The sequence below is a fragment of the Streptomyces sp. NPDC014623 genome (assembly GCF_043088245.1).
In the GTDB taxonomy this organism is placed as follows: Bacteria; Actinomycetota; Actinomycetes; order Streptomycetales; family Streptomycetaceae; genus Streptomyces.
In genome coordinates, this window is the sequence record NZ_JBIBZU010000018.1 from 150,902 (window position 1) to 175,288 (window position 24,387).

Here is a 24,387-nt window from a genome sequence, read left to right on the forward strand (position 1 = left end):
CTTGCGGTCGCGAGCCCCTACTGCTGTCGGTACCGTCAAGAGATACGTCAACTTCTGTGGTGCATACGCCACGCTGTGGGCGTCAACCGGCCCGCAGGTCTCCCCGCGGCCCTGCGCGACGCGATAACGTGGCGTCCCTTTCCCCCACATGATCCTCGTGGCCGCCCTGGAGGTTCCGTGGTACAGGCGTACATCCTCATCCAGACCGAGGTGGGCAAGGCGTCGATCGTCGCCGAGACCATCGCAAAGCTCCCGGGAGTGATCCAGGCGGAGGACGTCACAGGTCCTTACGACGTGGTGGTGCGCGCACAGGCCGACACGGTCGACGCGCTCGGCCGCATGGTGGTCGCCAAGGTCCAGCAGGTGGACGGCATCACGCGTACTCTGACCTGCCCGGTCGTCCACCTCTGACCCCTGTCTACGCTGGTCCGGTGACTCACACCCGCCGCCGGTCCCCCCGTTCCCGTGTTCTCGCCCCCTCCGCCGCCCTGTTCGTGCTGGCCGCGGCGGGGTGTTCCTCCGGTGGTGCCCAGCCCTCGGTGACGGTTCCCACACCGTCGCCGGAGGCAGCCGGGTACTGCGGGAAACTGCACGAGGCGCTGCCGGAGACCGTCACCGGTCTGGAACGGAGCGATCCCTCGCCGGATTCGGAACTGACGGCCGGCTGGGGTGACGGGGCGATCGTACTGCGCTGCGGCGTCCCGCGGCCCGCGAAGATGGACGATCCCCAGTCCGACGCCGTGGACGCGGACGGCGTCAATTGGCTGCTGGAGCAGCGCGACGGCGCCGGCCCGCGGTTCACGACCACCTACCGCAAGGCGTATGTCGAGGTGACGCTCGGGACGGAGTACGCCCACGACGTCACCCCCCTGTCCGCGTTCGCCGCGCCCGTGAAGAAAACGGTCCCCGACAGTCTTTGAGGGCTGTCCCGCGTGGGACAGCCCTCGGAGGTCAGCGCAGGCCGGTGGGGCGGTTGAGCGCGGACGTGATCAGCCGGTCCACCAGCTCCGGGTACTCCACACCGCTCGCCTGCCACATGCGGGGGAACATGGAGATCGGGGTGAAGCCCGGCATGGTGTTGATCTCGTTGATGACGAACGTGCCGTCCTCGGTGAGGAAGAAGTCGGCACGCACCAGGCCCTCGCAGGAGGCCGCCTCGAAGGCCTCGACGGCGAGCCGCCGCACCTCTGCGGTCTGCTCGTCGGTGAGCGGTGCGGGAACCAGACCGGCCGCCGAATCGATGTACTTGGCCTCGAAGTCGTAGAAGTCGTGCGCGGTGACGGGCGGGATCTCCGCGGGCACGCTGGCGCGCGGTCCGTCCTCGAACTCCAGCACGCCGCACTCGATCTCCCGGCCGCGCAGCAGGGACTCCACGATGAACTTGGGGTCGTGCCGGCGGGCCTCGTCGATCGCCTCGTCGAGCCCGGCGGCGTCGTCGACCTTGGTGATGCCCATGGAGGAGCCGCCGCGGGCGGGTTTCACGAAGAGCGGCCAGCCGTGCTCTGCCGCGAATTCCATGATGCGCTTGCGGGCGGCGGGCCGGTCCGACTCCCACTCCCGGGGGCGGACGACCTCGTAGGGGCCGACCGGCAGCCCGAAGGAGGTGAAGACCCGCTTCATGTACTCCTTGTCCTGGCCGACGGCCGAGGACAGGACACCGGCACCGACGTAGGGCACACCGGAGAGCTCCAGGAGCCCCTGGAGCGTGCCGTCCTCGCCGTAGGGGCCGTGCAGCATGGGGAAGACGACGTCGACCTCACCCAGGGCCGTGGGCACCGAACCGGGTTCGCTCACGACGACGTCCCGGTTCGCGGGGTCGACGGAGAGCGTCACGGTGCCCTGTGCCGAGTCGGCCAGCTGGCCCACGTCGGGCACCCGCCGGTCCGTGATGGCCATGCGGGCCGGGTCGTCGGACGTGAGGGCCCAGCGTCCGTCCCTGGTGATGCCGATCGGCAGGACGTCGTACTTCGTCCGGTCGATGGCGCTCAGGATGGCACCGGCCGTGACGACCGAGATGCCGTGTTCGGAGCTCCGGCCGCCGAACACGACGGCCACACGCGGCTTGCGGCCCGGCTCGGAGCTCTGCTCGGAGCTCCGGGGGCTCTCAGGGCTCTGGGGGAGGTTCTGGCTGCTCATATCGCGATGAGCGTACCTGCTGGTAGGGCTCGAGTCAGCGTCGCTCGGGCTTGGCGCTGCGCGACATCAGTTCCTTGAGCGCGACCATCGGCGGCTTGCCCTCGTGGACGATGCCGACAACCGTCTCGGTGATCGGCATGTCGACGTCGTGCCTGCGCGCCAGGTCGAGCACGGATTCGCAGGACTTGACGCCCTCTGCGGTCTGGTTCGTGACGGCGACGGTCTCCTGGAGCGTCATACCGCGCCCGAGGTTGGTGCCGAAGGTGTGGTTGCGCGAGAGCGGCGAGGAGCACGTCGCCACCAGGTCGCCGAGTCCGGCCAGTCCGGAGAAGGTGAGCGGGTCGGCGCCCATGGCGAGCCCCAGCCGGGTGGTCTCGGCGAGACCACGGGTGATGAGGGAGCCCTTGGCGTTGTCACCGAGACCCATGCCGTCGGCGATGCCCACGGCGAGGCCGATGACGTTCTTCACCGCGCCGCCGAGTTCGCAGCCGACCACGTCGGTGTTGGTGTACGGCCGGAAGTACGGGGTGTGGCAGACGGCCTGGAGGCGCCGGGCGACGTCCTCGTCCGAGCAGGCGACGACGGCGGCCGCGGGGCGGCGTTCGGCGATCTCCTTGGCGAGGTTGGGGCCGGTGATGACGGCGATCCGGTCCGGCGTGACCTCCGTGACGTCCTCGATGACCTCGCTCATCCGCTTGGCGGTGCCGAGTTCGACCCCCTTCATCAGGGAGACGAGCACCGTGCCGGGCTCCAGGTGCCGCGTCCAGTCGGCGAGGTTCGCGCGCAGGGTCTGCGAGGGCACGACGAGGACGGCGAAGTCGGCGCCGCGCAGCGCCTCGGCGGGGTCGGTCGTGGCACGGACCGAGGCGGGCAGCTCGACTCCCGGCAGGTAGCCGGGGTTGGTGCCGGTCGTGTTGACGGCCTCGACGACCTCGGCGCGGCGGCCCCAGAGGGTGACCTCGCAGCCAGCGTCGGCGAGGACCATGGCGAAGGCCGTGCCCCATGAGCCGGTTCCGAAGACGGCCGCCTTTGCGAGGTGCGTCACGTCGATCCCTTTCCCTCTGCCTTGCGCCGCTGTTCGGCGCGGGCCCTGCGGTGATCGTAGAGCTGGGCGGGGGCCTTCTCGCCGCGCACCTCCTCGAGCTGGGCGGTGATCGCGGCCATGATGGTCTCGGTCACCTGGCGCAGGACGTCGGACGTCGGCTCGAGACCGTAGTAGCGGGAGAGGTCGACCGGCGGCCCGGCCTGTACCCGCAGGGTCTTGCGGGGGAACAGCCGGAGCTTGTTCTCCTTGGCGTAGGGCGGCATCGCGAGGTTGGCGCCCCACTGGGCGACGGGGATGACCGGGGCCCTGGTCATCAGCGCGACCCGGGCGGCGCCGGTCTTGCCGGCCATCGGCCACATGTCGGGGTCGCGGGTGAGCGTGCCTTCCGGGTAGAAGGCGACGCACTCGCCCCGCTCGATGGCGTCGACGGCGGCACGGAAGGCGTCGAGCGCGTCGGTCGTCTCGCGGTAGACGGGGATCTGCCCGGTGCCGCGCAGGATCATTCCGACGAAAGGCGTCCTGAACAGTCCGGCCTTGGCGAGGAGCCGCGGCACACGCCCCGTGTTGTACTGGAAATGCCCGTACGAAAGCGGGTCGAGGTACGAGTTGTGATTGACCGCGGTGATGAATCCGCCATCGGCCGGAATGTGTTCCATCCCCCGCCAGTCCCGCTTGAACAGAACCACCAGGGGCGGTTTCGCGATGACCGCCGCCAGGCGGTACCAGAAGCCGATTCTACGGCGGGGCACTCGGACGCCTTCCTCTAGGAGCTGAGATGCTGCGGGGCTCGCGGCGGTGCTGCCTCGCTCCGGGGCCCCTGGTGCGTGGAGAACACCGTACGCCTCACCCATGGGGGCGGACCTCCGGGTTGCCGTACCGGCAGGCGAGAATACGGGCCGATGCGTACGGAGGGGGAGATCGTCACGAACACCGACCCGGCCGGTCCCTGGTCCCTGGTCGTCCCGTTGAAACCGCTCGCCCTGGCCAAGAGCAGACTCGCCCGGGCGGTGGGCGGGGACCTGCGCCCGCGCCTGGCCCTGGCGTTCGCACAGGACACCGTGTCGGCCGCGCTGTCCTGCCGGGCGGTGAGAGATGTGGTGGTCGTCACGGACGATCCGGTGGCCGGGGCGGCGCTGGCGGCGCTCGGCGCGCACACCGTGGCCGACACCCCGGCGGCCGGACTCGACGCGGCACTGGAACACGGCGCACGGTGGGTGCGCGCGCGGCGCGGGGGCGCGGCGGTGGCCGCGCTCAACGCGGATCTCCCCGCGCTGCGTTCGGGCGAATTGGCCCGGGTGCTCGAATTCGCTGCGGCATTCCCCCGTGCGTTTGTCAGCGATGCGCAGGGAATCGGCACCACATTTCTTTCCGCGGCGCCCGGCGTGGAATTGCGGCCGGCTTTCGGCGGGGCGTCGCGTGCACGGCACCTGGCGTCGGGGGCGGTCGAGGTCGCCCTGCCGGGCCTCGATTCGGTCCGCAGGGACGTGGATACGGGCGACGACCTGGAGGCCGCGCTGGCGCTGGGGGCGGGGCGGTTCACCGCGGGACTGGCGGCCCCGGTGCTGCCTGCCGGTGACCGGTAGGCTGCCGCTCATGCAGGCGACCTCGTTCACGTACGACTCCGAGACCCGCACCGGCAGCGTGCTCCTCGACGACGGCACCCCGGTGGCCTTCGACGCCCCGGCGTTCGACGCGGGAGGACTGCGGCTGCTGCGTCCGGGACAGCGGGTACGGATCGAGACCGAGGGCGAGGGGACCGCGCTGCGGATCACCCTGGTGACGCTGCAGACGCTCTGAACGGACTCCTGGACAGCCCGCGGGCCGGGCTCCCCTAGGGGAGCCCGGCCCGGCGCGTGTGAGGAACGAGCGGTACCCGGTCTCACTTCTTGCGTGCGGTGGACTTCTTGGCCGTGGTCGTGCGCGCCGTGGCCTTCTTGGCGGGCGCCTTCTTCGCGGTGGCCTTCTTGGCGGGGGCGGTCTTGGCGGCGGCGGTCTTCTTCGTGGCCGTCGTCTTCTTCGCCGGGGTCGCCTTCTTCGCCGCGGGTGTGGCCTTCTTGGCCGTTGCGGTGGTCTTCTTGGCGGTGGTCTTCGCCGGGGCCGTCTTCTTCGCGGCCGCCGTGGTCTTGCGCGCCGTGGCCTTCTTCGCGGTGGCCTTCTTCGCGGCCGCCTTGGCCGTCGTACGGGTGGAAGAACCGCCCGAGAGGCTGCCCTTGGGGGCCTTCTTCACGGCCACGTCGTTCTTGGGGAGCTTCTTGGAGCCGCTCACCAGGTCCTTGAAGCCCTGACCCGCACGGAAACGGGGCACGGAGGTCTTCTTGACCCGTACGCGTTCGCCGGTCTGCGGGTTGCGGGCGTACCGGGCGGGCCGGTCGACCTTCTCGAACGAGCCGAAGCCGGTGACCGAGACACGGTCCCCCGCGACGACCGCACGGACGATCGCGTCGAGCACCACATCGACTGCGTCTGCGGCCTGCTGGCGGCCGCCGACCTTGTCGGCAATCGCTTCTACGAGCTGCGCCTTGTTCACGTCTTCCCCTTCGGAGACATTGCCGGAACGAAACTGTTCAGGCTTTTTCGCACGTTAGGCAGATATATACCGCAAATCAAACACGAAACGGGCTAATCACCCTAGTGCCGCAACGAAGTCGACCGCTGCGCGGCCCGCAGCATCAGTCACCTTCGGGGAATCGGCCCTCATCGAGGTCCTTCATCAACCGGTCCAGACGTCTTGCCGCGCCTGGGAGATCGTGCTTAGCCGCGGCCGTGACGACCAGCAGCTTCCGGGACAGCGCCATCCGTACGCCCTCCGGGACTTGCAGTGCGCGCACCTTTGCGTGCGCTTCTTTCAATCGGTCGGCGACTTGGCCATAGAGCTCGAGTTGGCTGTCGCGTTCCATGCGCCGATTGTGCCATCTAGGGCGAGTTGTCGCCCGAGGGGGTCTCAACAAGCGACTGCGCCCCCCGCCTACCGGCGGGGGGCGCAGTTCGGGAAAAGCGCTGCTCAGGCGTCGATCGTGCGCGGCTTGTGGGACGGCCTGGCCGCCTCGTAAGTCGCAATGTCCGCTTCGTTCTGAAGAGTGAGGCTGATGTCGTCGAGCCCGTTCAGCAGTCGCCAGCGGGCGTTCTCGTCGAGCTCGAAGTCGGCCGTGATTCCGTCCGCGAGGACCTGGCGCTTCTCCAGGTCGACGGTGACCTCCGCCGTCGGATCGGCCTCGGTCAGCTCCCAGAGCCTGTCGACGACCTCCTGGCCGAGGACCACGGTCAACAGACCGTTCTTCAGGGAGTTGCCACGGAAGATGTCGGCGAAGCGGGAGGAGATGACGGTCTTGAAGCCGAAGTTCTGCAGGGCCCAGACCGCGTGCTCACGCGAGGAGCCCGTACCGAAGTCGGGACCGGCGACCAGGACCGAGGCGCCCTTGCGCTCGGGGCGGTTGAGGACGAAGTCCTCGTCCTTGCGCCAGGCCTCGAAGAGCCCGTCCTCGAAGCCGTCGCGGGTGACCTTCTTCAGCCAGTGCGCGGGGATGATCTGGTCGGTGTCGACGTTGCTGCGGCGCAGCGGAACGGCCCGGCCGGTGTGTGCGGTGAATGCTTCCATGGTTATCGGACTCCGGCGGGCGTACGGACGTCGGACAGGTCGGCGGGCGAGGCCAGACGGCCCAGCACGGCGGTGGCGGCGGCGACCTGCGGGGAGACCAGGTGCGTGCGGCCGCCCTTGCCCTGCCTGCCCTCGAAGTTCCGGTTCGAGGTGGAGGCGGAGCGCTCGCCGGGGGCGAGCTGGTCGGGGTTCATGCCGAGGCACATCGAGCAGCCCGCGTGCCGCCATTCGGCGCCGGCGGCGGTGAAGACCTTGTCCAGGCCCTCCTCGACGGCCTGCAGCGCGACCCGGACGGAGCCCGGGACGACCAGCATCCGTACACCGTCGGCGACTTTGCGGCCGTCGAGGACCGAGGCGGCGTTGCGCAGGTCCTCGATGCGCCCGTTGGTGCAGGAACCCACGAACACCGTGTCCACGCTGATCTCACGCAGCGGCTGGCCGGCGGTCAACCCCATGTATTCGAGGGCCTTTTCGGCGGCGTGGCGCTCCGACGCGTCCTCGTACGAAGCGGGGTCGGGGACGCTGGCCGACAGGGGCGCGCCCTGGCCGGGGTTGGTGCCCCAGGTGACGAACGGCGCGAGTGCGGCGCCGTCGATGACGACCTCGGCGTCGAAGACCGCGTCGTCGTCGGTGCGCAGCGTCTTCCAGTACTCCACCGCGGCGTCCCACTCCTCGCCCTTCGGGGCGTGGTCGCGGCCCTCGAGGTAGGCGAAGGTGGTCTCGTCGGGGGCGATCATGCCCGCGCGGGCGCCGGCCTCGATCGACATGTTGCAGATGGTCATCCGGGCTTCCATCGAGAGCTTCTCGATGGCGGGGCCGCGGTATTCGAGGATGTAGCCCTGACCGCCGCCGGTGCCGATCCGGGCGATGATGGCCAGGATGAGATCCTTGGCCGTGACGCTGTCGGGGAGTTCGCCCTCGACGGTGATCGCCATGGTCCTGGGGCGGGCCAGCGGCAGCGTCTGGGTGGCCAGGACGTGCTCGACCTGACTGGTGCCGATACCGAAGGCCAGCGCTCCGAAGGCGCCGTGGGTGGAGGTGTGCGAGTCGCCGCAGACGACCGTGGTGCCGGGCTGCGTCAGGCCGAGCTGCGGGCCGACCACGTGCACGACGCCCTGCTCGACGTCACCCAGCGGGTGCAGCCGGACACCGAAGTCCGCGCAGTTCTTGCGCAGGGTCTCCAGCTGGGCGCGGGAGACCGGGTCGGCGATCGGCTTGTCGATGTCGAGGGTCGGGGTGTTGTGGTCCTCGGTGGCGATGGTGAGGTCGAGCCGCCGCACCGGCCGGCCGGCCTGGCGCAGACCGTCGAACGCCTGCGGGCTGGTCACCTCGTGCAGCAGGTGCAGATCGATGAAGAGGAGGTCGGGCTCGCCATCGGCGCGCCGGACGACGTGGTCGTCCCAGACCTTCTCCGCGAGTGTCCTACCCATCGCTTTCCCTCCGGCCGGCGTCGCCGTCGGCCCAACTAGAGATTTCGGGTGCCGCCGTCCTGGCCCCCGGGCGGGGCGGTGGCTGCGGGCCGTCGTGCGGCCGCACGTACAGGTTCGCAACTTCCGGGGAAAATTGAACTTGCGTTTCACAGAGTGAGACGCGAGTATCGTCGTATGGACAACTCTAGTGGCGTCGGCGTTCTCGACAAGGCAGCTCTGGTATTGAGCGCTCTGGAGTCCGGTCCGGCCACCCTCGCCGGACTGGTCGCGGCGACAGGGCTCGCGCGGCCCACGGCACACCGTCTGGCCGTGGCACTCGAACACCACCGCATGGTGGCGAGGGACATGCAGGGCCGTTTCATTCTCGGCCCCCGGCTCGCGGAGCTCGCGGCCGCGGCCGGCGAGGACCGCCTCCTGGCGACGGCCGGACCCGTACTCACACACCTGCGCGACATCACCGGCGAGAGCGCACAGCTCTACCGCAGGCAGGGCGACATGCGGATCTGCGTGGCGGCGGCGGAGCGGCTGTCCGGACTGCGGGACACCGTGCCGGTCGGCTCCACGCTCACGATGAAGGCGGGCTCCTCCGCGCAGATCCTGATGGCCTGGGAGGAGCCGGAGCGCCTGCACCGGGGCCTGCAGGGGGCCCGCTTCACGGCGACGGCGCTCTCGGGCGTCCGGCGGCGGGGCTGGGCCCAGTCGATCGGTGAACGCGAGCCGGGCGTGGCCTCGGTCTCGGCCCCGGTCCGCGGGCCGTCGAACCGGGTGGTCGCCGCCGTGTCCGTCTCCGGGCCGATCGAGCGGCTGACACGCCACCCCGGCCGTATGCACGCGCAGGCGATCATCGACTCCGCCGCACGGCTGAGCGAGGCCCTGCGCCGCACGGGCTGACCGGCCATCTCGTCCCCTCCGGCCGCCCCAGCGTCGTGGCGGCCCAAATCACCTGCCGGGGCCCCGAGATGGACACTGCGCGCACATGCAGAAGGCCCTTCACCGAAGCGAAGGGCCTTGCCGTACTGCTGTGTTGTACCCCCGACCGGATTCGAACCGGCGCTACTGCCGTGAGAGGGCAGCGTGCTAGGCCGCTACACAACGGGGGCGTGATTACTGCTGACTTGCGCTGGGCTACCAGGACTCGAACCTAGAATGACGGTACCAGAAACCGTAGTGTTGCCAATTACACCATAGCCCATGGTGGAAGTACCCCCGACCGGATTCGAACCGGCGCTACTGCCGTGAGAGGGCAGCGTGCTAGGCCGCTACACAACGGGGGCCCTAGCGATCCTGCATCGAGTACGTGGGTGCGACCCAGATGTTCTCGCGGGAAGGATCTGTACCCCCGACCGGATTCGAACCGGCGCTACTGCCGTGAGAGGGCAGCGTGCTAGGCCGCTACACAACGGGGGCGTGGTTACTGCTGACTTGCGCTGGGCTACCAGGACTCGAACCTAGAATGACGGTACCAGAAACCGTAGTGTTGCCAATTACACCATAGCCCACTGAAACGCAACCCCTGAGGGTCTTGTTTCTGTCTGCGCTTCCGCCCGGGCCTTTCGGCCCGCTCGGGTGGCGCAGGAAGAACATTACCTGAAGGTGTCCGGCGCTCCAAAACGGGTATCTCCTGCCAGCAGGCCGGGGAGCTCGTCCAGGCCGGTGATGCGCACGAGGTCGGGGCGCCCGCCCTGCCCCTCGCGGTCCAGCCAGATCCCGGCGAGTCCGGCGGCCACCGCGCCGCCCGCGTCGATGTCGGGTTCGTTGCCGACGTAGGCCACCTCGTGCGGGTCGAGCTCCAGCACCTCGCAGGCGGCGTGGAACGCTCCCGCGTCCGGCTTGGAGACACCCAGCTCGACGGCGCAGACCACGGCCTCGAAGCGGTCCCGCACCCCGAGGGCGCGCAGCTTGCGGTCCTGGTTGTGGATGCTCGAGTTCGACAGGACGGCATGGCGGAAGCCTCCCGCCAGCCGGTCGAGGACCGGCAGGGTGTCCGGGAAGAGCGCCCACGCGGCCTCGTAGTGCGCGGCGTGCCGGCCGAACCAGTCGTCGGCCTCCGCATCGCTCAGCCACCGTCCGAGAAACGCGCGTACGCGCTCCCGCCGCTGTCCCTGGAAGTCGGTCTCCCCGGCGGCGAAGCGCTCCCACTGCACGTCCGTGACGGCCTTCCAGGCGTCGAGGGCCCGCTCCAGGGAGCCGTATCCCTCGGGGAAGCCCTCGTGCTCCAGATGTCTGCGCATACCGATGCGGTCGGCTCCGGAGTAGTCGAAGATCGTGTCGTCGATGTCCCAGAGGACCGCACGGATGGCCATGCGGCGTACCTACCCGTCTCCGGACGTTCCGATGCCACAGGCCCCCACGCGCATGCCGGAGGCCGGGGCCCTTGAAGGGGCCCCGGCCTCCGGCATGCGCGGAAAGCTACGCGGCGAGCCTCGCCAGTGCCGCGTCGATGCGGGCGATCGTCTTCTCGCGGCCCAGGATCTCCAGGGACTCGAAGAGCGGCAGACCGACCGTACGGCCTGTGACGGCGACGCGGACCGGGGCCTGCGCCTTGCCGAGCTTCAGGCCGTGCTTCTCGCCGGCGGTGAGGACGGCCGCCTTGAGCGCCTCGGCGTTCCACTCGGCGGCGGTCAGCTCGGCGCGGGCCGAGACGAGCAGGGCGTCGGATCCCTCCTTCATGGCCTTCGTCCAGGAGGCCTCGTCGTGGACGGGCTCGTCCAGGAAGAGGAAGTCGACGTTGGCCGTGATGTCCGAGAGGACCGTCACGCGTGTCTGGGCGTGCGGGGCGATCTCGGCGAACTGCTCCGCGTCGAAGGCCTCCGGCGGCCAGGGGGCGAAGGGGGCCTTCAGCCAGGGCCCGCAGGCCTCGGTGAAGGTCTTCACGTCGAGCATGCGCAGGTGCTCGGCGTTGATGTGCTCGGCCTTCTTCAGGTCGAAGCGTGCCGGGTTGGCGTTGACGCCGGCGATGTCGAACGCGGCCACCAGCTCGTCGCGGCCGAAGATGTCGCGGTCCTCGGCGATCGACCAGCCGAGCAGCGAGAGGTAGTTGATCAGCCCCTCGGGCAGGAAGCCGCGCTCACGGTAGAGGTTGAGCGAGGCCTGCGGGTCGCGCTTGGAGAGCTTCTTGTTGCCCTCCCCCATGACGTACGGGAGGTGGCCGAAGGCGGGGGTGTCCTTGGCGATGCCCAGCTCGATGAGCGCCCGGTAGAGGGCGATCTGGCGCGGGGTGGAGGAGAGCAGGTCCTCGCCGCGCAGGACGTGGGTGATCTCCATCAGCGCGTCGTCGACCGGGTTGACCAGCGTGTAGAGCGGAGCGCCGTTGGCGCGGACGATCCCGTAGTCCGGGACGTTCTCCGGCTGGACGGTGATGTCGCCGCGGACCAGGTCGGTGAAGGTGATCGCCTCGTCGGGCATCCGGAAACGGACGATCGAGGTGCGGCCCTCGGCCTCGTAGGCGGCCTTCCGCTCGTCGCTCAGGTCGCGGCAGTGGCCGTCGTAACCCGAGGGCCTGCCGGCCGCGCGAGCGGCGTCGCGGCGGGTGTCGAGCTCCTCGGTGGTGCAGTAGCACGGGTACGCGTACCCGGCGGCCAGGAGCTTGTCCGCGACGTCCTTGTAGAGGTCCATGCGCTGCGACTGGCGGTACGGGGCGTGCGGGCCTCCGGTCTCGGGGCCCTCGTCCCAGTCGAGGCCGAGCCAGCGCATCGAGTCGAGCAGCTGCTCGTAGGACTCCTCGGAGTCGCGGGCCGCGTCGGTGTCCTCGATACGGAAGACCAGGGTGCCCTGGTGGTGCCGGGCGAAGGCCCAGTTGAAGAGGGCCGTCCGGACCAGACCGACGTGGGGGTTACCGGTCGGGGAGGGACAGAAACGGACGCGGGGGGGTGTCCCCTGGCCGAGCGAGGTCGAGAGCTGGGGGGAGGGTGCGTTAGCCACGCTTGATCACCTTGTTGGTGAGAGTGCCGATGCCTTCGATGGTGACGGCGACCTCGTCGCCGACGTGCAGGGGTCCGACCCCTGCGGGGGTCCCGGTGAGGATCACGTCGCCCGGGAGCAGCGTCATGGCCTCCGTGATGTGGACGACCAGGTCCTCGACGGAGCGGATCATGTCGCTCGTGCGGCCGAGCTGACGCTGCCGGCCGTTGACCGTGGCCTGGATGGCCAGGTCGGCGGGGTCGACGCCGGTCTCCACCCAGGGGCCGAGCGGGCAGGCGGTGTCGAAGCCCTTCGCCCGGGCCCATTGGCTCTCACGGCGCTGGACGTCGCGGGCGGTGACGTCGTTGGCGCAGGTGTAACCGAAGATGACGTCCTTGACGCGTTCACGCGGGACCTCGCGGCACATACGGCCGATCACCACGGCCAGTTCGGCCTCGTGGTGCAGCTCCTCGGAGAAGGAGGGGTACTCGATGGAGTCGCCCGCACCGATCACCGAGGTGGTGGGCTTGAAGAAGGCGACGGGCACATCCGGGACCTCGTTGCCCATTTCGGCGGCGTGTTCCGCGTAGTTGCGACCGATGGCCACGACCTTGTTGGGGAGCACGGGCGGCAGCAGCCGGACCTTCTTCAGCGGGACCTTGGTCCCGGAGAGTTCGAAGTCGGCGTACGGGATGCCCTTGATGATGTCGAGGACGAGGCTGTCGGGGCTGTCGCCCTCGACCGCGCCGAAGGCGACATTGCCGTCGATGGAGAACCTGGCGATGCGCACGGGATGCTGTCGCCCCTCACTTGCTGGCTGGCTGAAGACTGACGCTCCAGGCTATCGCCTCGCCAGGCCGCGGGACGGCCGCTACTTCGCCGCCGCGGCCGGGGCTTCCATGAGGACGGTGCGGCGCGGGTTGGCCGTCTGGGTGGGCAGGGCGACGGCGTGCTCCCGCTGCTCCGGCGGCTGCATCGCCCCGGCGTCCTCGAGGTGCGCCAGCGTCGTGCGCCGGGGGTTGGCAATGTTGCGGAACGTCATCGTCGTCTTCATCTGCCGTATGGGACCTTTGTCGCTGGGGCGCTGCCCGGAGGTGCGCCGGTTGTCGGATTCGCCATCCCTGTAAAGCGTCAGGCTAAACATCCGATTCCCCCTCTTGGCCGGGATCAGACGACGATCATGATGTGAGTTTGCTCACGAACTTGCCGACAAAAACACCTATTGCGGACAGTTGACTATGGTCCCCAAACCCGACAATACGTCTCTGAATCTGCCATTCCGCTCCCGATCATCGCGTCTGGGACACCTGCCATCCTCAGGACTGCCACCCGTAATGACCCATCTTGACCCCTAACGCGTTCTACGTCTTGTCACCCATCCGTCACACCGTGTCATCCAGGTCACGGCCCGGTACGCGGGCCTTGTTGGAGATCCTCCTCTGTGCTGGAATTCCACGCACCGCCGCGGGTTTCAGGCCCAGCGCGCAGGGGCGCAACGCAGCGCCGAGTGGCGGCGGGAGGGGGAAGTACGCCGGTCACTCACGACCACCATGGGGCGCGTCAAGCGCCCCACGACGCCGACACCGCCCCGCCGCGCCACACGCGGAGGAGCGCCTGGTCCAGAGGTTGCGACGCTAGTGCAGGGACGTTTCAAGAGGGATGGCATGGGGTCGCCCCAGCCCCGCCAGGGCCGAGGGGAAACCCCGGCGGAGCAGGAGCCGCGCGGCGGGAACGACCGCGGTTCCTCGCCCCAGCACGCCCAGAATCCCGGTGCGGCCGGTGACGGCGGTGACCGCGCGCAGCGCCCCGGCACGACGGGCACCGGCAGCACGGAGGCCGCAGCGCCCCTCAAGCCGGCCGGCTCCACCTCGACCGGCTCGCGTCTGGCCCTGCGTAACTGGCGCATCAGCACGCGTCTGGTCTCCCTGCTCGCCCTCCCCGTGGTCGCGGCGACCACCCTGGGCGGACTGCGCATCAACGAGTCCATGAACGACATGGACCAGTTGGAGCACATGCAGCTGCTCACCCAGATGACCAGGAAGGCGACCGCGCTCGCCAACGCGCTCCAGGAGGAGCGCGACAGGTCGGCCGGCCCGCTGTCGAACGGTGTGAAGGCCACCGACTACAAGGTCACCCAGCCCCGTGAGCGCACCGACCGTGCCAAGGCCGCTTTCTTCGAGGCCACGGACGAGATCGGCAACACCCCGGGCGACGCGGCGCTGGACAGCATCCACGCGAGCGTCAGCGAGATCAGCCGGCAGCTGGGCAAGATCACCAGCATCCGTAAGGACGCGTACGCGGCCGAGAGCCCGAGCCTCAACACGATCGACCAGTACAGCCAGCTGATCACCTCGCTGCTGAGCCTTTCGCAGGACATGGCGCAGGCCACCAGCAACCCGGAGATGATCAAGCGGACGCGTGCGCTGGCCGCCTTCTCGTCCTCGAAGGAGTACGCCTCCGTCGAGCGCGCCATCATCGCCGCGGCGCTGCCGGACGGCACCGGCGACAAACCGCACCTGAACGACAACGACCAGGCGTTCGGGCGCAACGCTCAAGGAAAAGCGGACTCGACCCTCAAGACGTTCGAGACGACCTACGAGTCCACCGGGAAGAGCTCCGCCGAGCTGCTGGCACCGCTGGGCACCGGGAATCCCGAGATCACCGCGGCCGACATCTACTCCAAGAAGGTGCTCGACAGTCCGCTGGGCATGGAGGGCAGCGGCAAGACCCGCACCTACATGGACTGGTACGACCAGAGCTCCACCAAGATCCAGGCCATGAAGACCATCGAGGCCTCGCTCCTCGGCGAGATGGAGAGCAAGGCCCGCGAGCTGCGTGAGGAGTCGCAGCGCGACGCGATCCTCAACGGTGCGATCATCCTCATCGTCCTGGGCGTGTCGCTGGTCGGCGCCTTCGTCGTGGCGCGGTCCATGATCCGCTCGCTGCGACGGCTGCAGGACACCGCGACCCGGGTCGCCCAGGACCGGCTGCCCGAGCTCGTCAAGCAGCTCTCGGAGACGGACCCGCAGGACGTCGACACCTCCGTCGAGTCGGTCGGCATCCACTCCCGTGACGAGATCGGCCAGGTGGCCACGGCCTTCGACGACGTGCACCGCGAGGCGGTCCGCCTGGCCGCCGAGCAGGCGCTGCTGCGAGGCAACGTCAACGCGATGTTCACCAACCTCTCGCGCCGGAGCCAGGGCCTCATCCAGCGCCAGCTCTCGCTCATCTCCGAGCTGGAGTCGCGCGAGGCCGACCCGGACCAGCTGTCCTCGCTCTTCAAGCTCGACCACCTCGCGACCCGTATGCGCCGTAACGGTGAGAACCTCCTCGTCCTCGCGGGTGAGGAGCCCGGCCGCCGCTGGACCCGGCCCGTGCCGCTGGTCGACGTGCTCCGTGCCGCCGCCTCCGAGGTGGAGCAGTACGAGCGCATCGAACTGGCCGCGGTGCCCGCGACCGAGGTCGCCGGCCGCGTGGTCAACGACCTCGTGCACCTTCTCGCCGAGCTGCTGGAGAACGCCACGTCGTTCTCCTCCCCGCAGACGAAGGTCCGGGTCACCGGTCACGCGCTGCCCGACGGCCGTGTGCTCGTCGAGATCCACGACACGGGTATCGGCCTCTCCCCCGAGGACCTGGCCGCGATCAACGAGCGGCTCGCCTCACCGCCCACCGTGGACGTCTCGGTGTCCCGCCGCATGGGTCTGTTCGTGGTCGGCCGGCTGTCGCTGCGTCACGGCATCCGCATCCAGCTGCGGCCCTCCGACTCCGGCGGTACGACCGCGCTGGTCATGCTGCCCATGGAGGTCGCGAACGGCGGCAAGCAGCCGTCGAAGCAGGGTCAGCAGGGCAAGGGCGCGCAGGGCGGCGCCCCGGGTGGTCTCCTCGCCGGCGGTGGCGCCCCCGCGGGCGGCCAGCGTCCCGGGTTCGGCGGCTCCGCGCCGGCTCCCGCGAAGGGGCTGGGACCGGCCGCACCGCGCGAGCAGGTCGGCGCGGGCTCGGCCCCCCGGGCGGAGCTGCCCTCGCGTGACGGCGGACCGCGTCAGCCGCAGCAGGGCGGCAGCCCCGGACTGCCCGGTCAGGGCCGGCCCGAGGGGCCGCGTCAGGGCGGCGGCCTCGCGGGAGCCTTCGCCGGCGGTGCCCGTCCGGGAGCGCGCCCCCCGCAGGGCCCCTCGGCGGGTGCGGACTCCGGCCGGCCCAATCTCTTCGGCCACTCCGGTCAGCAGAGCGGCCTGCCCGCGCGGCAGGTTCCGCAGCAGCCCCGGCCCGGCCAGGGCGGCGACGGCGGTCCTCAGCAGCCCGGCGGCCCCGGCCGTCTGCTGCCGTCCTCCGGCGGCCCGCGTGCCGAGCTGCCCGGCGGCGACCCGCAGCCCCAGCGCCCGCAGGGCACGAGCTGGGGCGTCGAGGAGCAGGGTGCTCCCCGCCGTACGCAGCCGGACTCGCCGCGTGGTCACGAGGAGCACGACACCGGCCGGTTCGCCCGGCCGGGCACCTCCGGTCCGAACCAGCCGTTCAGCCCGCCGAACCAGCGTCCGCCGATGAACGACCGTCAGGGCCCCGGTGCCACCGCGGAGTTCGCCCGCCCGGACTTCTCGGCACCGCAGGCCCCGGACCCGGCGAGCACCGCGCAGTTCGCCCGCCCCGACTTCTCGGCACCGCAGGCCCCGGACCCGGCGAGCACCGCGCAGTTCGCCCGCCCCGACTTCAACGCCCCGATTCCTCAGGACCAGGGTTTCGGTGACCAGTCGCCCGCGCCGCGTCCGCAGGGTTCTTCCGCCGGTGAGCCGCAGCGCCATCCGGCGCTGCCGCAGCAGCCCGAGGGACTGCCGCCGGCCGGCCCCGGCGACGGGCGTACACCGCTGTACGACACGCTGGAGACGAACTGGTTCCACGGACCGCAGCAGGGCGGCCAGCAGCCGCCCGCCGCGGAACCGCAGGCACCGGCCGCCCCCCAGCCCGCCGGCACCACGCCCCCGCCCATGCCGCGGCGTGGTGCGGCCGACACCGGCGCCACCAGTTCATGGCGTGCTTCGCCCAACGACGAACTGGTGCGCCAGGCCGAGCGGGTCAAGAAGCCCGCCGCGGGCGGGATCACCACTTCCGGGCTGCCCCGCCGTGTCCCACGTGCCAATTTGGTGCCGGGCACTGCTCAGCAGCAGAATCATCAGTCCGGACCTCAGGTTTCGCGTGCGCCCGATGACGTACGCGGCCGTCTGACCAATCTCCGCCGGGGCATCCAGCAGGGACGACAGGCCAACACCGGCTCGTCTACCGGCAGTTTCCAACTCGGCCCCACTCACCAGCAGGAGCGTTAGTTGAGCCCCATGAGTCAGGCCGCGCAGAATCTGAACTGGCTGATCACCAACTTCGTGGACAACACCCCAGGGGTGTCCCACACGGTGGTGGTCTCCGCGGATGGCCTGCTGCTGGCGATGTCCGAAGGTTTCCCGCGCGATCGCGCCGATCAGCTGGCGGCTGTCGCCTCCGGCCTGACGTCGCTCACCGCGGGTGCCTCCCGGATCTTCGAAGGCGGCGCCGTGAGCCAGACCGTCGTGGAGATGGAGCGAGGTTTCCTCTTCCTCATGTCCATCTCGGACGGGTCCTCCCTCGCCGTCCTCGCACATCCGGACGCGGACATCGGTCTGGTCGGATACGAGATGGCACTCCTCGTCGACCGTGCGGGGAGCGTCCTCACCCCTGACCTCCGTGCCGAACTACAAGGCAGTCTGCTCCACTGACCGGCCATGCGGCAGACACCTGACACGATCCCCCCAGGTACTACTCAAAACCCTCACCCGTCCGGCCGACACAGCCCCTCACCGGCCACCTTCAGACGGCAAGCCGACACCCTGCTGTCACGCCCGGAGGATTTATGACCCCGCCACCCGCCTCGCCCGATCCGTACGGCGCACTGCACCACGCATCGTACGACGGCGAAGGCGACCAGCCGCTGGTCCGTCCGTACGCCATGACCGGCGGCCGGACCCGGCCGCGTTACCAGCTCGCGATAGAAGCGCTGGTCAGCACGACAGCGGACCCCGCCCACCTCGGGACACTGCTGCCCGAGCACCAGCGGATCTGCCACCTGTGCCGAGAGGTCAAGTCGGTGGCCGAGGTCTCCGCCCTTCTGTCCATGCCCCTGGGTGTGGCACGGATCCTCGTGGCGGACCTGGCGGAAGCCGGCATGGTGGCCATCCACCAGCCGGGCAACGGAGAGGCCGGCGGCACGCCGGATGTGACACTGCTCGAAAGGGTGCTCAGTGGACTTCGCAAGCTCTAGCGGCGGCACGGCCCGTGCCACCACCTCGGCGAAGATCGTGGTGGCAGGGGGCTTCGGCGTGGGTAAGACCACGTTTGTCGGTGCCGTCTCGGAGATCAATCCGCTGCGCACCGAAGCCGTGATGACGTCCGCCTCCGCGGGCATCGACGACCTGACCCACACCGGGGACAAGACCACCACCACGGTGGCCATGGACTTCGGACGCATCACCCTGGACCAGGACCTGATCCTCTACCTGTTCGGCACCCCCGGACAGGACCGCTTCTGGTTCATGTGGGACGACCTGGTCCGCGGCGCCATCGGCGCCGTCGTCCTCGTCGACACCCGCCGCCTCGCCGACTGCTTCCCCGCCGTCGACTACTTCGAGAACAGCGGCCTCCCCTTCGTCATCGCCCTCAACGGCTTCGACGGACACCAGCCCTACACCCCCGACGAAGTACGCGAAGCCCTCCAGATCGGCCCGGACGCCCCCATCATCACGACGGACGCCCGGCACCGCGCGGACGCCAAGAGCGGCCTGATCACGCTGGTCGAGCACGCCCTGATGGCCCGCCTGAAGTAGCCGTAAGCCGGTCGCGGCCTACGGAGGTTGCTGTAGTCACACGGGGGCGGCCTGTGTCCTTTGACACGCTCCGCCCCCGTGTTCATAACATTTCGACAGACAATTGAAGTCCCGCCAACACCCGACGCGCACGATCGGTACCGCTGCGCTCATACGAGCCTCGCCTTTTGACGGGGCTCGCTCTTTATGCCCGTTTTATCTAAGGACGTTCACAGGTGGAATCTCTCATTCCGACTGTTTGGAACGCGGCCGGTCTGCGTGCTGCAATGCCTCGAACTACCCAGTAGTCACGGCCCCTGAACGATAATCCGGCACAACGTAGGTGCCGACGCCGAGAGGTTGTTGGTCGAGTGAGGCGAAGCAACGAGGGCTCCGCGGCGCAGCCGGAGCGGGGCAACTTCACGCCGCCGCGCGCTGCGGCGTCCCCGCCTGCGGACACGTCGTCCGAGGCGGGGCCGGCCGGTGGCAGCACCAGCCGGCTGTCCCCGCGCAACTGGCGGGTGCCCACCCGGCTGAACGCCATTCTCCTGATCCCCGCGCTGGTCGGTCTGGTCATGGGTGGCTTCCAGGTGAAGGGGTCGGTGGACACCTGGAACGAAGCTCAGGACGCCGAGAAGACGGCGCTGGTCGTCCGCGCGGCCGCGGCCTACGGACAGGCACTGCTGAACGAGCGTGACCTCACCGCTCAGCCCCTGCTGTCCAACAAGCGCACCGCCGCCGAGGTGGAGCGGGTGCGCGCCACCACGGACAGCGCCGCTCAGAAGTTCGACGCCGCCGTGCAGAACATGCCGGACAAGGCGGGTCTCCACCGCCGTCTGAAGCTGTTCGAGGCGGAGGAGCCGCTGCTCCCCGAACTGCGCAAGGCCGCCTACGCCGAGGCCATGGACCCGGTGAAGACGGAAGAGGGCTACACCAAGGTCCAGCACTCGCTGATGGAGTTCTCCAACGAGCTCGGCCTGGGGACCGGCAACATCACCAGTTACGGCCGGACCGTGTACGCGATCGAGCTGGCCAAGGCCGCGGAATCGCTCCAGCGCTCGATCGGCATGCACCTGCTGGTGCGCCCGAGCCAGGAGCAGCGCAAGTTCAACGGCCAGGTCACCGCGTTCAGTTCGTACAACTACCTGGAGCAGATCGCCCTCGGTGAGTTCATCTCCGGTGGTACGGAGGCCGACGCGGCCCGGCTCAAGGAAGTCATGGCCGGCAAGGCCGCCGAGGGAGCCGAGCAGCTGAAGGCCGCCGAGGCGGAGGCCAAGGCCGCCGGCAAGCCCTTCGTGGCGCCTCCGAGCGTCGACGGTTCGGTCTTCGACGGCATGGCCCAGCAGATCGGCCAGGGCAGGCAGCCGGACGAGCTGAGGGCCAAGGGCATCACCCCCGAGACCTGGATGGCCGCCGCGACCGCGAAGTTCGACGGCTACACGACGGTCGAGAACGAGCTGGTCGACAAGGCCGTGGCCGAGGCTGCGGAGATCTCGACCGACGCGCGCAACGACGCCATCGTCAACGCCGCGATCGTGATCATCTCGCTGCTCGCCGCGTTCATCATCGCCGGTCTCATGGCCCGCCAGATGAGCCGCTCCATGCGCCGGCTGCGTACGGCCGCCTTCGGTATCGCCGAGCAGCGGCTGCCGATGCTGGTCGACCAGCTGTCGCGGGCCGAGCCGGGCCGGGTGGACACCCGGGTGCAGCCGATCCCGATCAACAGCCAGGACGAGATCGGCGAGGTCGCCCGCGCCTTCGACCAGGTGCACCGCGAGGCCGTCCGGCTCGCCGCCGAACAGGCCATGCTGCGGGGCAACGTCAACGCGATCTTCACCAACCTCTCGCGTCGCAACCAGTCGCTCATCGAGGGCCAGCTGACCCTCATCACCGACCTGGAGAACAACGAGGCCGATCCGGACCAGCTGGAGAGCCTCTTCAAGCTGGACCACCTGGCCACCCGTATGCGCCGCAACGGCGAGAACCTCCTCGTCCTCGCGGGCGAGGAGCCCGGCCGGCGCTGGAACCAGCCGGTGCCGCTGGTCGACGTGCTGCGGGCCGCCTCCTCCGAGGTGGAGTCCTACGAGCGCATCGAGCTCACCGGCGTGCCGGAGAGCGAGATCCACGGCCAGGCCGTGACCGACCTCGTGCACCTGCTGGCCGAGCTGCTGGAGAACGCCACCACCTTCTCCTCCCCGCAGACCAAGGTCCGGGTCACCGCGACCCGGCTGCCCGACGGCCGCGTCATGGTCGAGATCCACGACAAGGGCATCGGCCTCACCGCCGAGGACTTCGCGGACATCAACCACAAACTGGCCAACCCTCCGACCGTGGACGCCGCGGTGTCCCAGCGGATGGGCCTGTTCGTGGTCGGCCGGCTGGCCGACCGGCACGACATCCGCGTCCAGCTGCGCCCCTCGGGCGAGCAGGCGGGGACCACGTCGCTGGTCATGCTGCCGGACGCCATCACCCACGGTGGCGGTGGTGAGCCCGCTCCGGAGAACGACTTCACCGTCTCCTCGATCATGTCCGAGCAGCAACGCCCGCAGGCCTTCGCCTCGGCGTCGCAGCGCACCCCGGTGCGCACAGCGGCGGAGCTCGGCTTCGACGACTCCCGTTACGAGGCCCCTGCGGCGGACACCCCGCAGCTGGACCCGGTCAACCGGTCGCTGATGCGTGAGGAGCGCCGGGCCGCTCTGGGGGCACAGACGGACGGTGAGCATGCGCCGCTCCAGGACGGCGCCGGACAGCAGTACGCCCCGGACCAGCAGTTCGCGCAGGAGCAGTACGGCCAGGAGCAGTACACCCCTGCTCCGGAGCAGCAGTACGGTCAGGAGCAGCAGGAGTACCCGCAGGCGGGTTACGGGAGCGGCTACGACCCGTACGCCCCTGGGAACGGCTATCAGAACCCGCAGCCGAACAACTATGCGGAAGCCGCGTACCCCGCTCAGGACGGCTTCCAGGAGCAGTACACCGATCAGTTCGTTCCGCAGGACGGTCGCTCCCACCAGGGCGGCTGGGCAGATCAGGAGCCGTATCCGGGAGCCCTCGAGCCCCAGGCGCAGCCCGAAGCGGAATCCGTGCCGAGCGCTCCCGCCGAACCGCAGGAGCACGTAGGATTCGACCGCCCGGGGCCGACGCCGAATCCCGGTCACAACCTGACCGAGGCGGGTCTCCCGCGCCGGGGCGCGGGTCAGCAGCACTGGCAGCCCTCCGGCCGAGGAAACGATCAGCCTGCCGCTCCGGAGCAGCGACAGCGGCCTCAGCAGGAACAGCCGCAGGGGCAGCAGCGGACGGAGCAGGCCGACGGAGAAGGCCCCGACGACTGGCGTTCGGCGAACGACGAGCGCTGGGAGCGGGCCGAGAAGCTCCGGGAGCCGAAGGCGGGCGGGATCACCCCTTCCGGACTCCCCCGGCGGGTGCCCAAGGCCAACCTGGTCGAGGGTACGGCGGAGCAGACCCAGCAGGGCGGCCCACAGGTCTCCCGCGCCCCTGAGGACGTGCGGGGCAGGTTGAGCAACCTGCGCCGTGGTGTCCTGCGGGGACGTACCGCGGGGTCGGACACAAGTGATACCTACAACCAGGAGCGTTAGTGTGAGCCCGATGAGCCAGGCGGCGCAGAATCTGAACTGGTTGATCACCAACTTCGTGGACAACACCCCAGGGGTGTCGCACACGGTGGTGGTCTCCGCCGACGGACTCCTGCTGGCGATGTCCGAAGGTTTCCCACGGGACCGCGCCGATCAGCTGGCGGCTGTCGCCTCCGGCCTGACGTCGCTCACCGCGGGTGCCTCCCGGATCTTCGAAGGCGGCGCCGTGAATCAGACCGTTGTGGAGATGGAGCGAGGATTCCTCTTCATCATGTCCATCTCTGACGGATCTTCACTCGCTGTCCTCGCCCACCCCGATGCCGACATCGGCCTGGTTGGGTACGAAATGGCACTTCTCGTAGACCGTGCAGGAAGTGTTCTCACCCCGGATCTCCGCGCCGAACTCCAGGGAAGTCTTCTTAACTAATAGACAGACAGTGCGTTTCTCGTCACCGCGCCATAAGGTGCGGTGGCGCGGCACCACTGGGACGGCGACCGGCAGTCGGAGGAGGAAACGTGGCAGCACCCACAGGCGGACACCCCTATGAGGGCGGTCAGCGGGTTCCGGGTGAACAGGGTGACAACCGTTTCGACGCCCCCTCCGTGCCCGGCGGGCAAGGTCTGCAAGACCCTTATCAGCCGTATCAGCCGTACCACCAGGGCGCACAGGGCGGCGACTGGCAGCAACAGCCCCAGCAGCCCGGTCCCGGGTGGCCGCAGCAGCAGCCTCACTACCAGCAGCCGCAGCACGAGCCGCAGCAGCGGTACGAGGCACCGCCGTCGCGCATCCAGCCGGTCCAGCGGCAGGCCCCGGAGCCCGCCAAGCCCGCGGTGCACAATCCGCTGGTCCGTCCGTACGCCATGACCGGCGGCCGGACCCGGCCGCGTTACCAGCTCGCCATCGAGGCGCTGGTCAGCACCACGGCCGATCCGTCCAGGCTCCAGGGGCAGCTGCCCGAGCACCAGCGGATCTGCCGGCTCTGCGTCGAGATCAAGTCGGTGGCCGAGGTCTCCGCCCTTCTCTCGATCCCCCTCGGCGTTGCCCGGATCCTCGTCGCCGACCTGGCCGAGGCCGGACTCGTCGCTATCCATCAGCCCGGCGGCGACGAGACCGCCGGCCAGCCAGATGTGACACTGCTCGAAAGGGTGCTCAGTGGACTTCGCAAGCTCTAGCGGCGGAGCGGCCCGCTCCACTACCTCGGCGAAGATCGTGGTGGCAGGGGGCTTCGGCGTGGGTAAGACCACGTTTGTCGGTGCCGTCTCGGAGATCAATCCGCTGCGCACCGAAGCCGTGATGACGTCCGCCTCCGCGGGCATCGACGACCTGACCCACACCGGGGACAAGACCACCACCACGGTGGCCATGGACTTCGGACGCATCACCCTGGACCAGGACCTGATCCTCTACCTGTTCGGCACCCCCGGACAGGACCGCTTCTGGTTCATGTGGGACGACCTGGTCCGCGGCGCCATCGGCGCCGTCGTCCTCGTCGACACCCGCCGCCTCGCCGACTGCTTCCCCGCCGTCGACTACTTCGAGAACAGCGGCCTCCCCTTCGTCATCGCCCTCAACGGCTTCGACGGACACCAGCCCTACACCCCCGACGAAGTACGCGAAGCCCTCCAGATCGGCCCGGACACCCCGATCCTCACGACGGACGCCCGGCACCGCGCGGACGCCAAGAGCGCTCTGATCACGCTGGTCGAGCACGCCCTGATGGCCCGCCTGCGCTGATCCCTCAGCCGCACGGCGAAGGCCCCGTACTCCGGCGAAGGAGCTTGGGTTCAGGGGGTCGTTGCAACACCGCCTGGTTTTAGGTGGTGAGTAGATCACGCAGACGCTCGGCTGGGGTCTCCCAGCCGAGCGTCTTGC

At 69.6% G+C, this 24,387-nt stretch carries 24 protein-coding genes and 5 tRNA genes; 13 read left to right on the forward strand and 16 right to left on the reverse strand.

Annotated elements, in window-relative coordinates; translation table 11 throughout:
* Positions 1-177 precede the first annotated feature (177 nt).
* Both ACF1FZ_RS26630 and ACF1FZ_RS26635 read left to right on the forward strand, forming a co-directional pair.
* Positions 178-411: an Lrp/AsnC ligand binding domain-containing protein gene (locus tag ACF1FZ_RS26630; RefSeq protein WP_014153840.1), complete on the forward strand. Its 234-nt coding sequence runs from the start codon at positions 178-180 to the stop codon at positions 409-411.
* A gap of 20 nt (positions 412-431) precedes the next feature.
* Positions 432-920, forward strand: a complete 489-nt coding sequence (locus tag ACF1FZ_RS26635; RefSeq protein ID WP_391775923.1) for a DUF3515 domain-containing protein — start codon at positions 432-434, stop codon at positions 918-920.
* 31 nt (positions 921-951) lie between these two features.
* Here ACF1FZ_RS26635 and ACF1FZ_RS26640 read toward each other — a convergent pair whose 3' ends face one another.
* The 3 genes from ACF1FZ_RS26640 to ACF1FZ_RS26650 are packed head-to-tail and all read right to left on the reverse strand — an operon-like array spanning position 952 to position 3,930.
* On the reverse strand, positions 952-2,136 hold the full coding sequence (locus tag ACF1FZ_RS26640; RefSeq protein ID WP_391775924.1) for a D-alanine--D-alanine ligase family protein: 1,185 nt from the start codon (positions 2,134-2,136) through the stop codon (positions 952-954).
* A gap of 34 nt (positions 2,137-2,170) precedes the next feature.
* Complete coding sequence (locus tag ACF1FZ_RS26645; protein WP_391775925.1) at positions 2,171-3,181, reverse strand: NAD(P)H-dependent glycerol-3-phosphate dehydrogenase; 1,011 nt, start codon at positions 3,179-3,181, stop codon at positions 2,171-2,173.
* Complete coding sequence (locus ACF1FZ_RS26650; protein WP_391775926.1) at positions 3,178-3,930, reverse strand: lysophospholipid acyltransferase family protein; 753 nt, start codon at positions 3,928-3,930, stop codon at positions 3,178-3,180. Before ACF1FZ_RS26650 ends, ACF1FZ_RS26645 begins: the two co-directional genes overlap by 4 nt.
* 150 nt (positions 3,931-4,080) lie before the next feature.
* On the opposite strand from ACF1FZ_RS26650, the gene cofC reads away from it, so the two are divergent.
* Together cofC and ACF1FZ_RS26660 are read left to right on the forward strand one after the other, a co-directional pair.
* Complete coding sequence (cofC, locus tag ACF1FZ_RS26655) at positions 4,081-4,764, forward strand: 2-phospho-L-lactate guanylyltransferase (RefSeq protein WP_391775927.1); 684 nt, start codon at positions 4,081-4,083, stop codon at positions 4,762-4,764.
* A 10-nt stretch (positions 4,765-4,774) separates the two neighbouring features.
* On the forward strand, positions 4,775-4,978 hold the full coding sequence (locus ACF1FZ_RS26660; RefSeq protein WP_391775928.1) for a hypothetical protein: 204 nt from the start codon (positions 4,775-4,777) through the stop codon (positions 4,976-4,978).
* Between the two features lie 82 nt (positions 4,979-5,060).
* Here ACF1FZ_RS26660 and ACF1FZ_RS26665 read toward each other — a convergent pair whose 3' ends face one another.
* The 4 genes from ACF1FZ_RS26665 to leuC all read right to left on the reverse strand — a co-directional run bounded on the left by ACF1FZ_RS26665 (position 5,061) and on the right by leuC (position 8,206).
* Complete coding sequence (locus tag ACF1FZ_RS26665) at positions 5,061-5,708, reverse strand: HU family DNA-binding protein (RefSeq protein ID WP_391775929.1); 648 nt, start codon at positions 5,706-5,708, stop codon at positions 5,061-5,063.
* A 142-nt stretch (positions 5,709-5,850) separates the two neighbouring features.
* Entirely contained in the window at positions 5,851-6,078 is a 228-nt protein-coding gene (locus ACF1FZ_RS26670) for a hypothetical protein (RefSeq protein ID WP_031100634.1), read from the reverse strand.
* A 104-nt stretch (positions 6,079-6,182) separates the two neighbouring features.
* On the reverse strand, positions 6,183-6,776 hold the full coding sequence (gene leuD, locus ACF1FZ_RS26675) for a 3-isopropylmalate dehydratase small subunit (RefSeq protein ID WP_391775930.1): 594 nt from the start codon (positions 6,774-6,776) through the stop codon (positions 6,183-6,185).
* A gap of 2 nt (positions 6,777-6,778) precedes the next feature.
* Positions 6,779-8,206, reverse strand: a complete 1,428-nt coding sequence (leuC, locus tag ACF1FZ_RS26680) for a 3-isopropylmalate dehydratase large subunit (protein ID WP_391775931.1) — start codon at positions 8,204-8,206, stop codon at positions 6,779-6,781.
* A gap of 174 nt (positions 8,207-8,380) precedes the next feature.
* Between leuC and ndgR the strand changes: the two genes are divergently transcribed.
* Positions 8,381-9,097, forward strand: coding sequence for an IclR family transcriptional regulator NdgR (gene ndgR / locus ACF1FZ_RS26685; RefSeq protein WP_033303994.1), 717 nt, complete (start codon positions 8,381-8,383; stop codon positions 9,095-9,097).
* A gap of 136 nt (positions 9,098-9,233) precedes the next feature.
* On the opposite strand, the gene ACF1FZ_RS26690 is transcribed toward ndgR, so the two are convergent.
* The 9 genes from ACF1FZ_RS26690 to ACF1FZ_RS26730 all read right to left on the reverse strand — a co-directional run bounded on the left by ACF1FZ_RS26690 (position 9,234) and on the right by ACF1FZ_RS26730 (position 13,160).
* Positions 9,234-9,306, reverse strand: a tRNA-Glu gene (locus ACF1FZ_RS26690).
* Between the two features lie 20 nt (positions 9,307-9,326).
* Positions 9,327-9,398: transfer RNA gene (locus tag ACF1FZ_RS26695), tRNA-Gln, on the reverse strand.
* 9 nt (positions 9,399-9,407) lie between these two features.
* Positions 9,408-9,480 (reverse strand) — tRNA-Glu (locus ACF1FZ_RS26700).
* Positions 9,481-9,540: 60 nt separating this feature from the next.
* Positions 9,541-9,613 (reverse strand) — tRNA-Glu (locus ACF1FZ_RS26705).
* A gap of 20 nt (positions 9,614-9,633) precedes the next feature.
* A tRNA-Gln gene (locus ACF1FZ_RS26710) sits at positions 9,634-9,705 on the reverse strand.
* A gap of 84 nt (positions 9,706-9,789) precedes the next feature.
* The gene (locus ACF1FZ_RS26715) at positions 9,790-10,509 is read right to left on the reverse strand and encodes an HAD family hydrolase (protein WP_391775932.1); all 720 of its coding nucleotides are present in this window, start codon (positions 10,507-10,509) and stop codon (positions 9,790-9,792) included.
* Between the two features lie 106 nt (positions 10,510-10,615).
* Positions 10,616-12,127, reverse strand: coding sequence for a glutamate--tRNA ligase (gene gltX, locus ACF1FZ_RS26720; RefSeq protein WP_391775933.1), 1,512 nt, complete (start codon positions 12,125-12,127; stop codon positions 10,616-10,618).
* Positions 12,120-12,896, reverse strand: a complete 777-nt coding sequence (locus ACF1FZ_RS26725) for a fumarylacetoacetate hydrolase family protein (RefSeq protein ID WP_391775934.1) — start codon at positions 12,894-12,896, stop codon at positions 12,120-12,122. Before ACF1FZ_RS26725 ends, gltX begins: the two co-directional genes overlap by 8 nt.
* A gap of 81 nt (positions 12,897-12,977) precedes the next feature.
* Positions 12,978-13,160 (reverse strand): hypothetical protein, encoded by a 183-nt coding sequence (locus tag ACF1FZ_RS26730; protein ID WP_391775935.1) that lies wholly within the window; start codon positions 13,158-13,160, stop codon positions 12,978-12,980.
* 610 nt (positions 13,161-13,770) lie between these two features.
* Here ACF1FZ_RS26730 and ACF1FZ_RS26735 point away from each other — a divergent pair.
* From ACF1FZ_RS26735 to ACF1FZ_RS26770, 8 genes are all read left to right on the forward strand, one after another.
* Positions 13,771-17,418 (forward strand): nitrate- and nitrite sensing domain-containing protein, encoded by a 3,648-nt coding sequence (locus ACF1FZ_RS26735; protein WP_391775936.1) that lies wholly within the window; start codon positions 13,771-13,773, stop codon positions 17,416-17,418.
* 9 nt (positions 17,419-17,427) lie between these two features.
* Entirely contained in the window at positions 17,428-17,841 is a 414-nt protein-coding gene (locus ACF1FZ_RS26740; protein ID WP_259934900.1) for a roadblock/LC7 domain-containing protein, read from the forward strand.
* Positions 17,842-17,975: 134 nt separating this feature from the next.
* A complete protein-coding gene (locus ACF1FZ_RS26745) occupies positions 17,976-18,383 on the forward strand; it encodes a DUF742 domain-containing protein (RefSeq protein WP_266709549.1) in 408 nt (135 codons plus the stop codon).
* On the forward strand, positions 18,364-18,945 hold the full coding sequence (locus tag ACF1FZ_RS26750) for an ATP/GTP-binding protein (protein WP_015611636.1): 582 nt from the start codon (positions 18,364-18,366) through the stop codon (positions 18,943-18,945). The genes ACF1FZ_RS26745 and ACF1FZ_RS26750 overlap by 20 nt, the downstream gene beginning before the upstream one ends.
* Before the next feature lie 350 nt (positions 18,946-19,295).
* Complete coding sequence (locus ACF1FZ_RS26755; RefSeq protein ID WP_391775937.1) at positions 19,296-22,517, forward strand: nitrate- and nitrite sensing domain-containing protein; 3,222 nt, start codon at positions 19,296-19,298, stop codon at positions 22,515-22,517.
* A gap of 10 nt (positions 22,518-22,527) precedes the next feature.
* On the forward strand, positions 22,528-22,941 hold the full coding sequence (locus ACF1FZ_RS26760; protein ID WP_006127847.1) for a roadblock/LC7 domain-containing protein: 414 nt from the start codon (positions 22,528-22,530) through the stop codon (positions 22,939-22,941).
* A gap of 89 nt (positions 22,942-23,030) precedes the next feature.
* Complete coding sequence (locus ACF1FZ_RS26765; protein ID WP_391775938.1) at positions 23,031-23,687, forward strand: DUF742 domain-containing protein; 657 nt, start codon at positions 23,031-23,033, stop codon at positions 23,685-23,687.
* A complete protein-coding gene (locus tag ACF1FZ_RS26770; protein ID WP_014048542.1) occupies positions 23,668-24,249 on the forward strand; it encodes an ATP/GTP-binding protein in 582 nt (193 codons plus the stop codon). The genes ACF1FZ_RS26765 and ACF1FZ_RS26770 overlap by 20 nt, the downstream gene beginning before the upstream one ends.
* Positions 24,250-24,387: the final 138 nt, after the last annotated feature.

Excerpts from the sequence above, each read along its gene's own strand:
- leuC (WP_391775931.1), bottom strand. The coding sequence starts at position 8,206 with ATGGGTAGGACACTCGCGGAGAAGGTCTGGGACGACCACGTCGTCCGG.
- ACF1FZ_RS26715 (WP_391775932.1), bottom strand. The coding sequence starts at position 10,509 with ATGGCCATCCGTGCGGTCCTCTGGGACATCGACGACACGATCTTCGAC.
- ACF1FZ_RS26740 (WP_259934900.1), top strand. The coding sequence starts at position 17,428 with ATGAGTCAGGCCGCGCAGAATCTGAACTGGCTGATCACCAACTTCGTG.
- ACF1FZ_RS26660 (WP_391775928.1), top strand. The coding sequence starts at position 4,775 with ATGCAGGCGACCTCGTTCACGTACGACTCCGAGACCCGCACCGGCAGC.
- ndgR (WP_033303994.1), top strand. The coding sequence starts at position 8,381 with ATGGACAACTCTAGTGGCGTCGGCGTTCTCGACAAGGCAGCTCTGGTA.
- ACF1FZ_RS26760 (WP_006127847.1), top strand. The coding sequence starts at position 22,528 with ATGAGCCAGGCGGCGCAGAATCTGAACTGGTTGATCACCAACTTCGTG.
- ACF1FZ_RS26670 (WP_031100634.1), bottom strand. The coding sequence starts at position 6,078 with ATGGAACGCGACAGCCAACTCGAGCTCTATGGCCAAGTCGCCGACCGA.
- ACF1FZ_RS26745 (WP_266709549.1), top strand. The coding sequence starts at position 17,976 with ATGACCCCGCCACCCGCCTCGCCCGATCCGTACGGCGCACTGCACCAC.
- ACF1FZ_RS26640 (WP_391775924.1), bottom strand. The coding sequence starts at position 2,136 with ATGAGCAGCCAGAACCTCCCCCAGAGCCCTGAGAGCCCCCGGAGCTCC.
- ACF1FZ_RS26730 (WP_391775935.1), bottom strand. The coding sequence starts at position 13,160 with ATGAAGACGACGATGACGTTCCGCAACATTGCCAACCCCCGGCGCACG.
- ACF1FZ_RS26735 (WP_391775936.1), top strand. The coding sequence starts at position 13,771 with ATGGGGTCGCCCCAGCCCCGCCAGGGCCGAGGGGAAACCCCGGCGGAG.
- leuD (WP_391775930.1), bottom strand. The coding sequence starts at position 6,776 with ATGGAAGCATTCACCGCACACACCGGCCGGGCCGTTCCGCTGCGCCGC.
- cofC (WP_391775927.1), top strand. The coding sequence starts at position 4,081 with ATGCGTACGGAGGGGGAGATCGTCACGAACACCGACCCGGCCGGTCCC.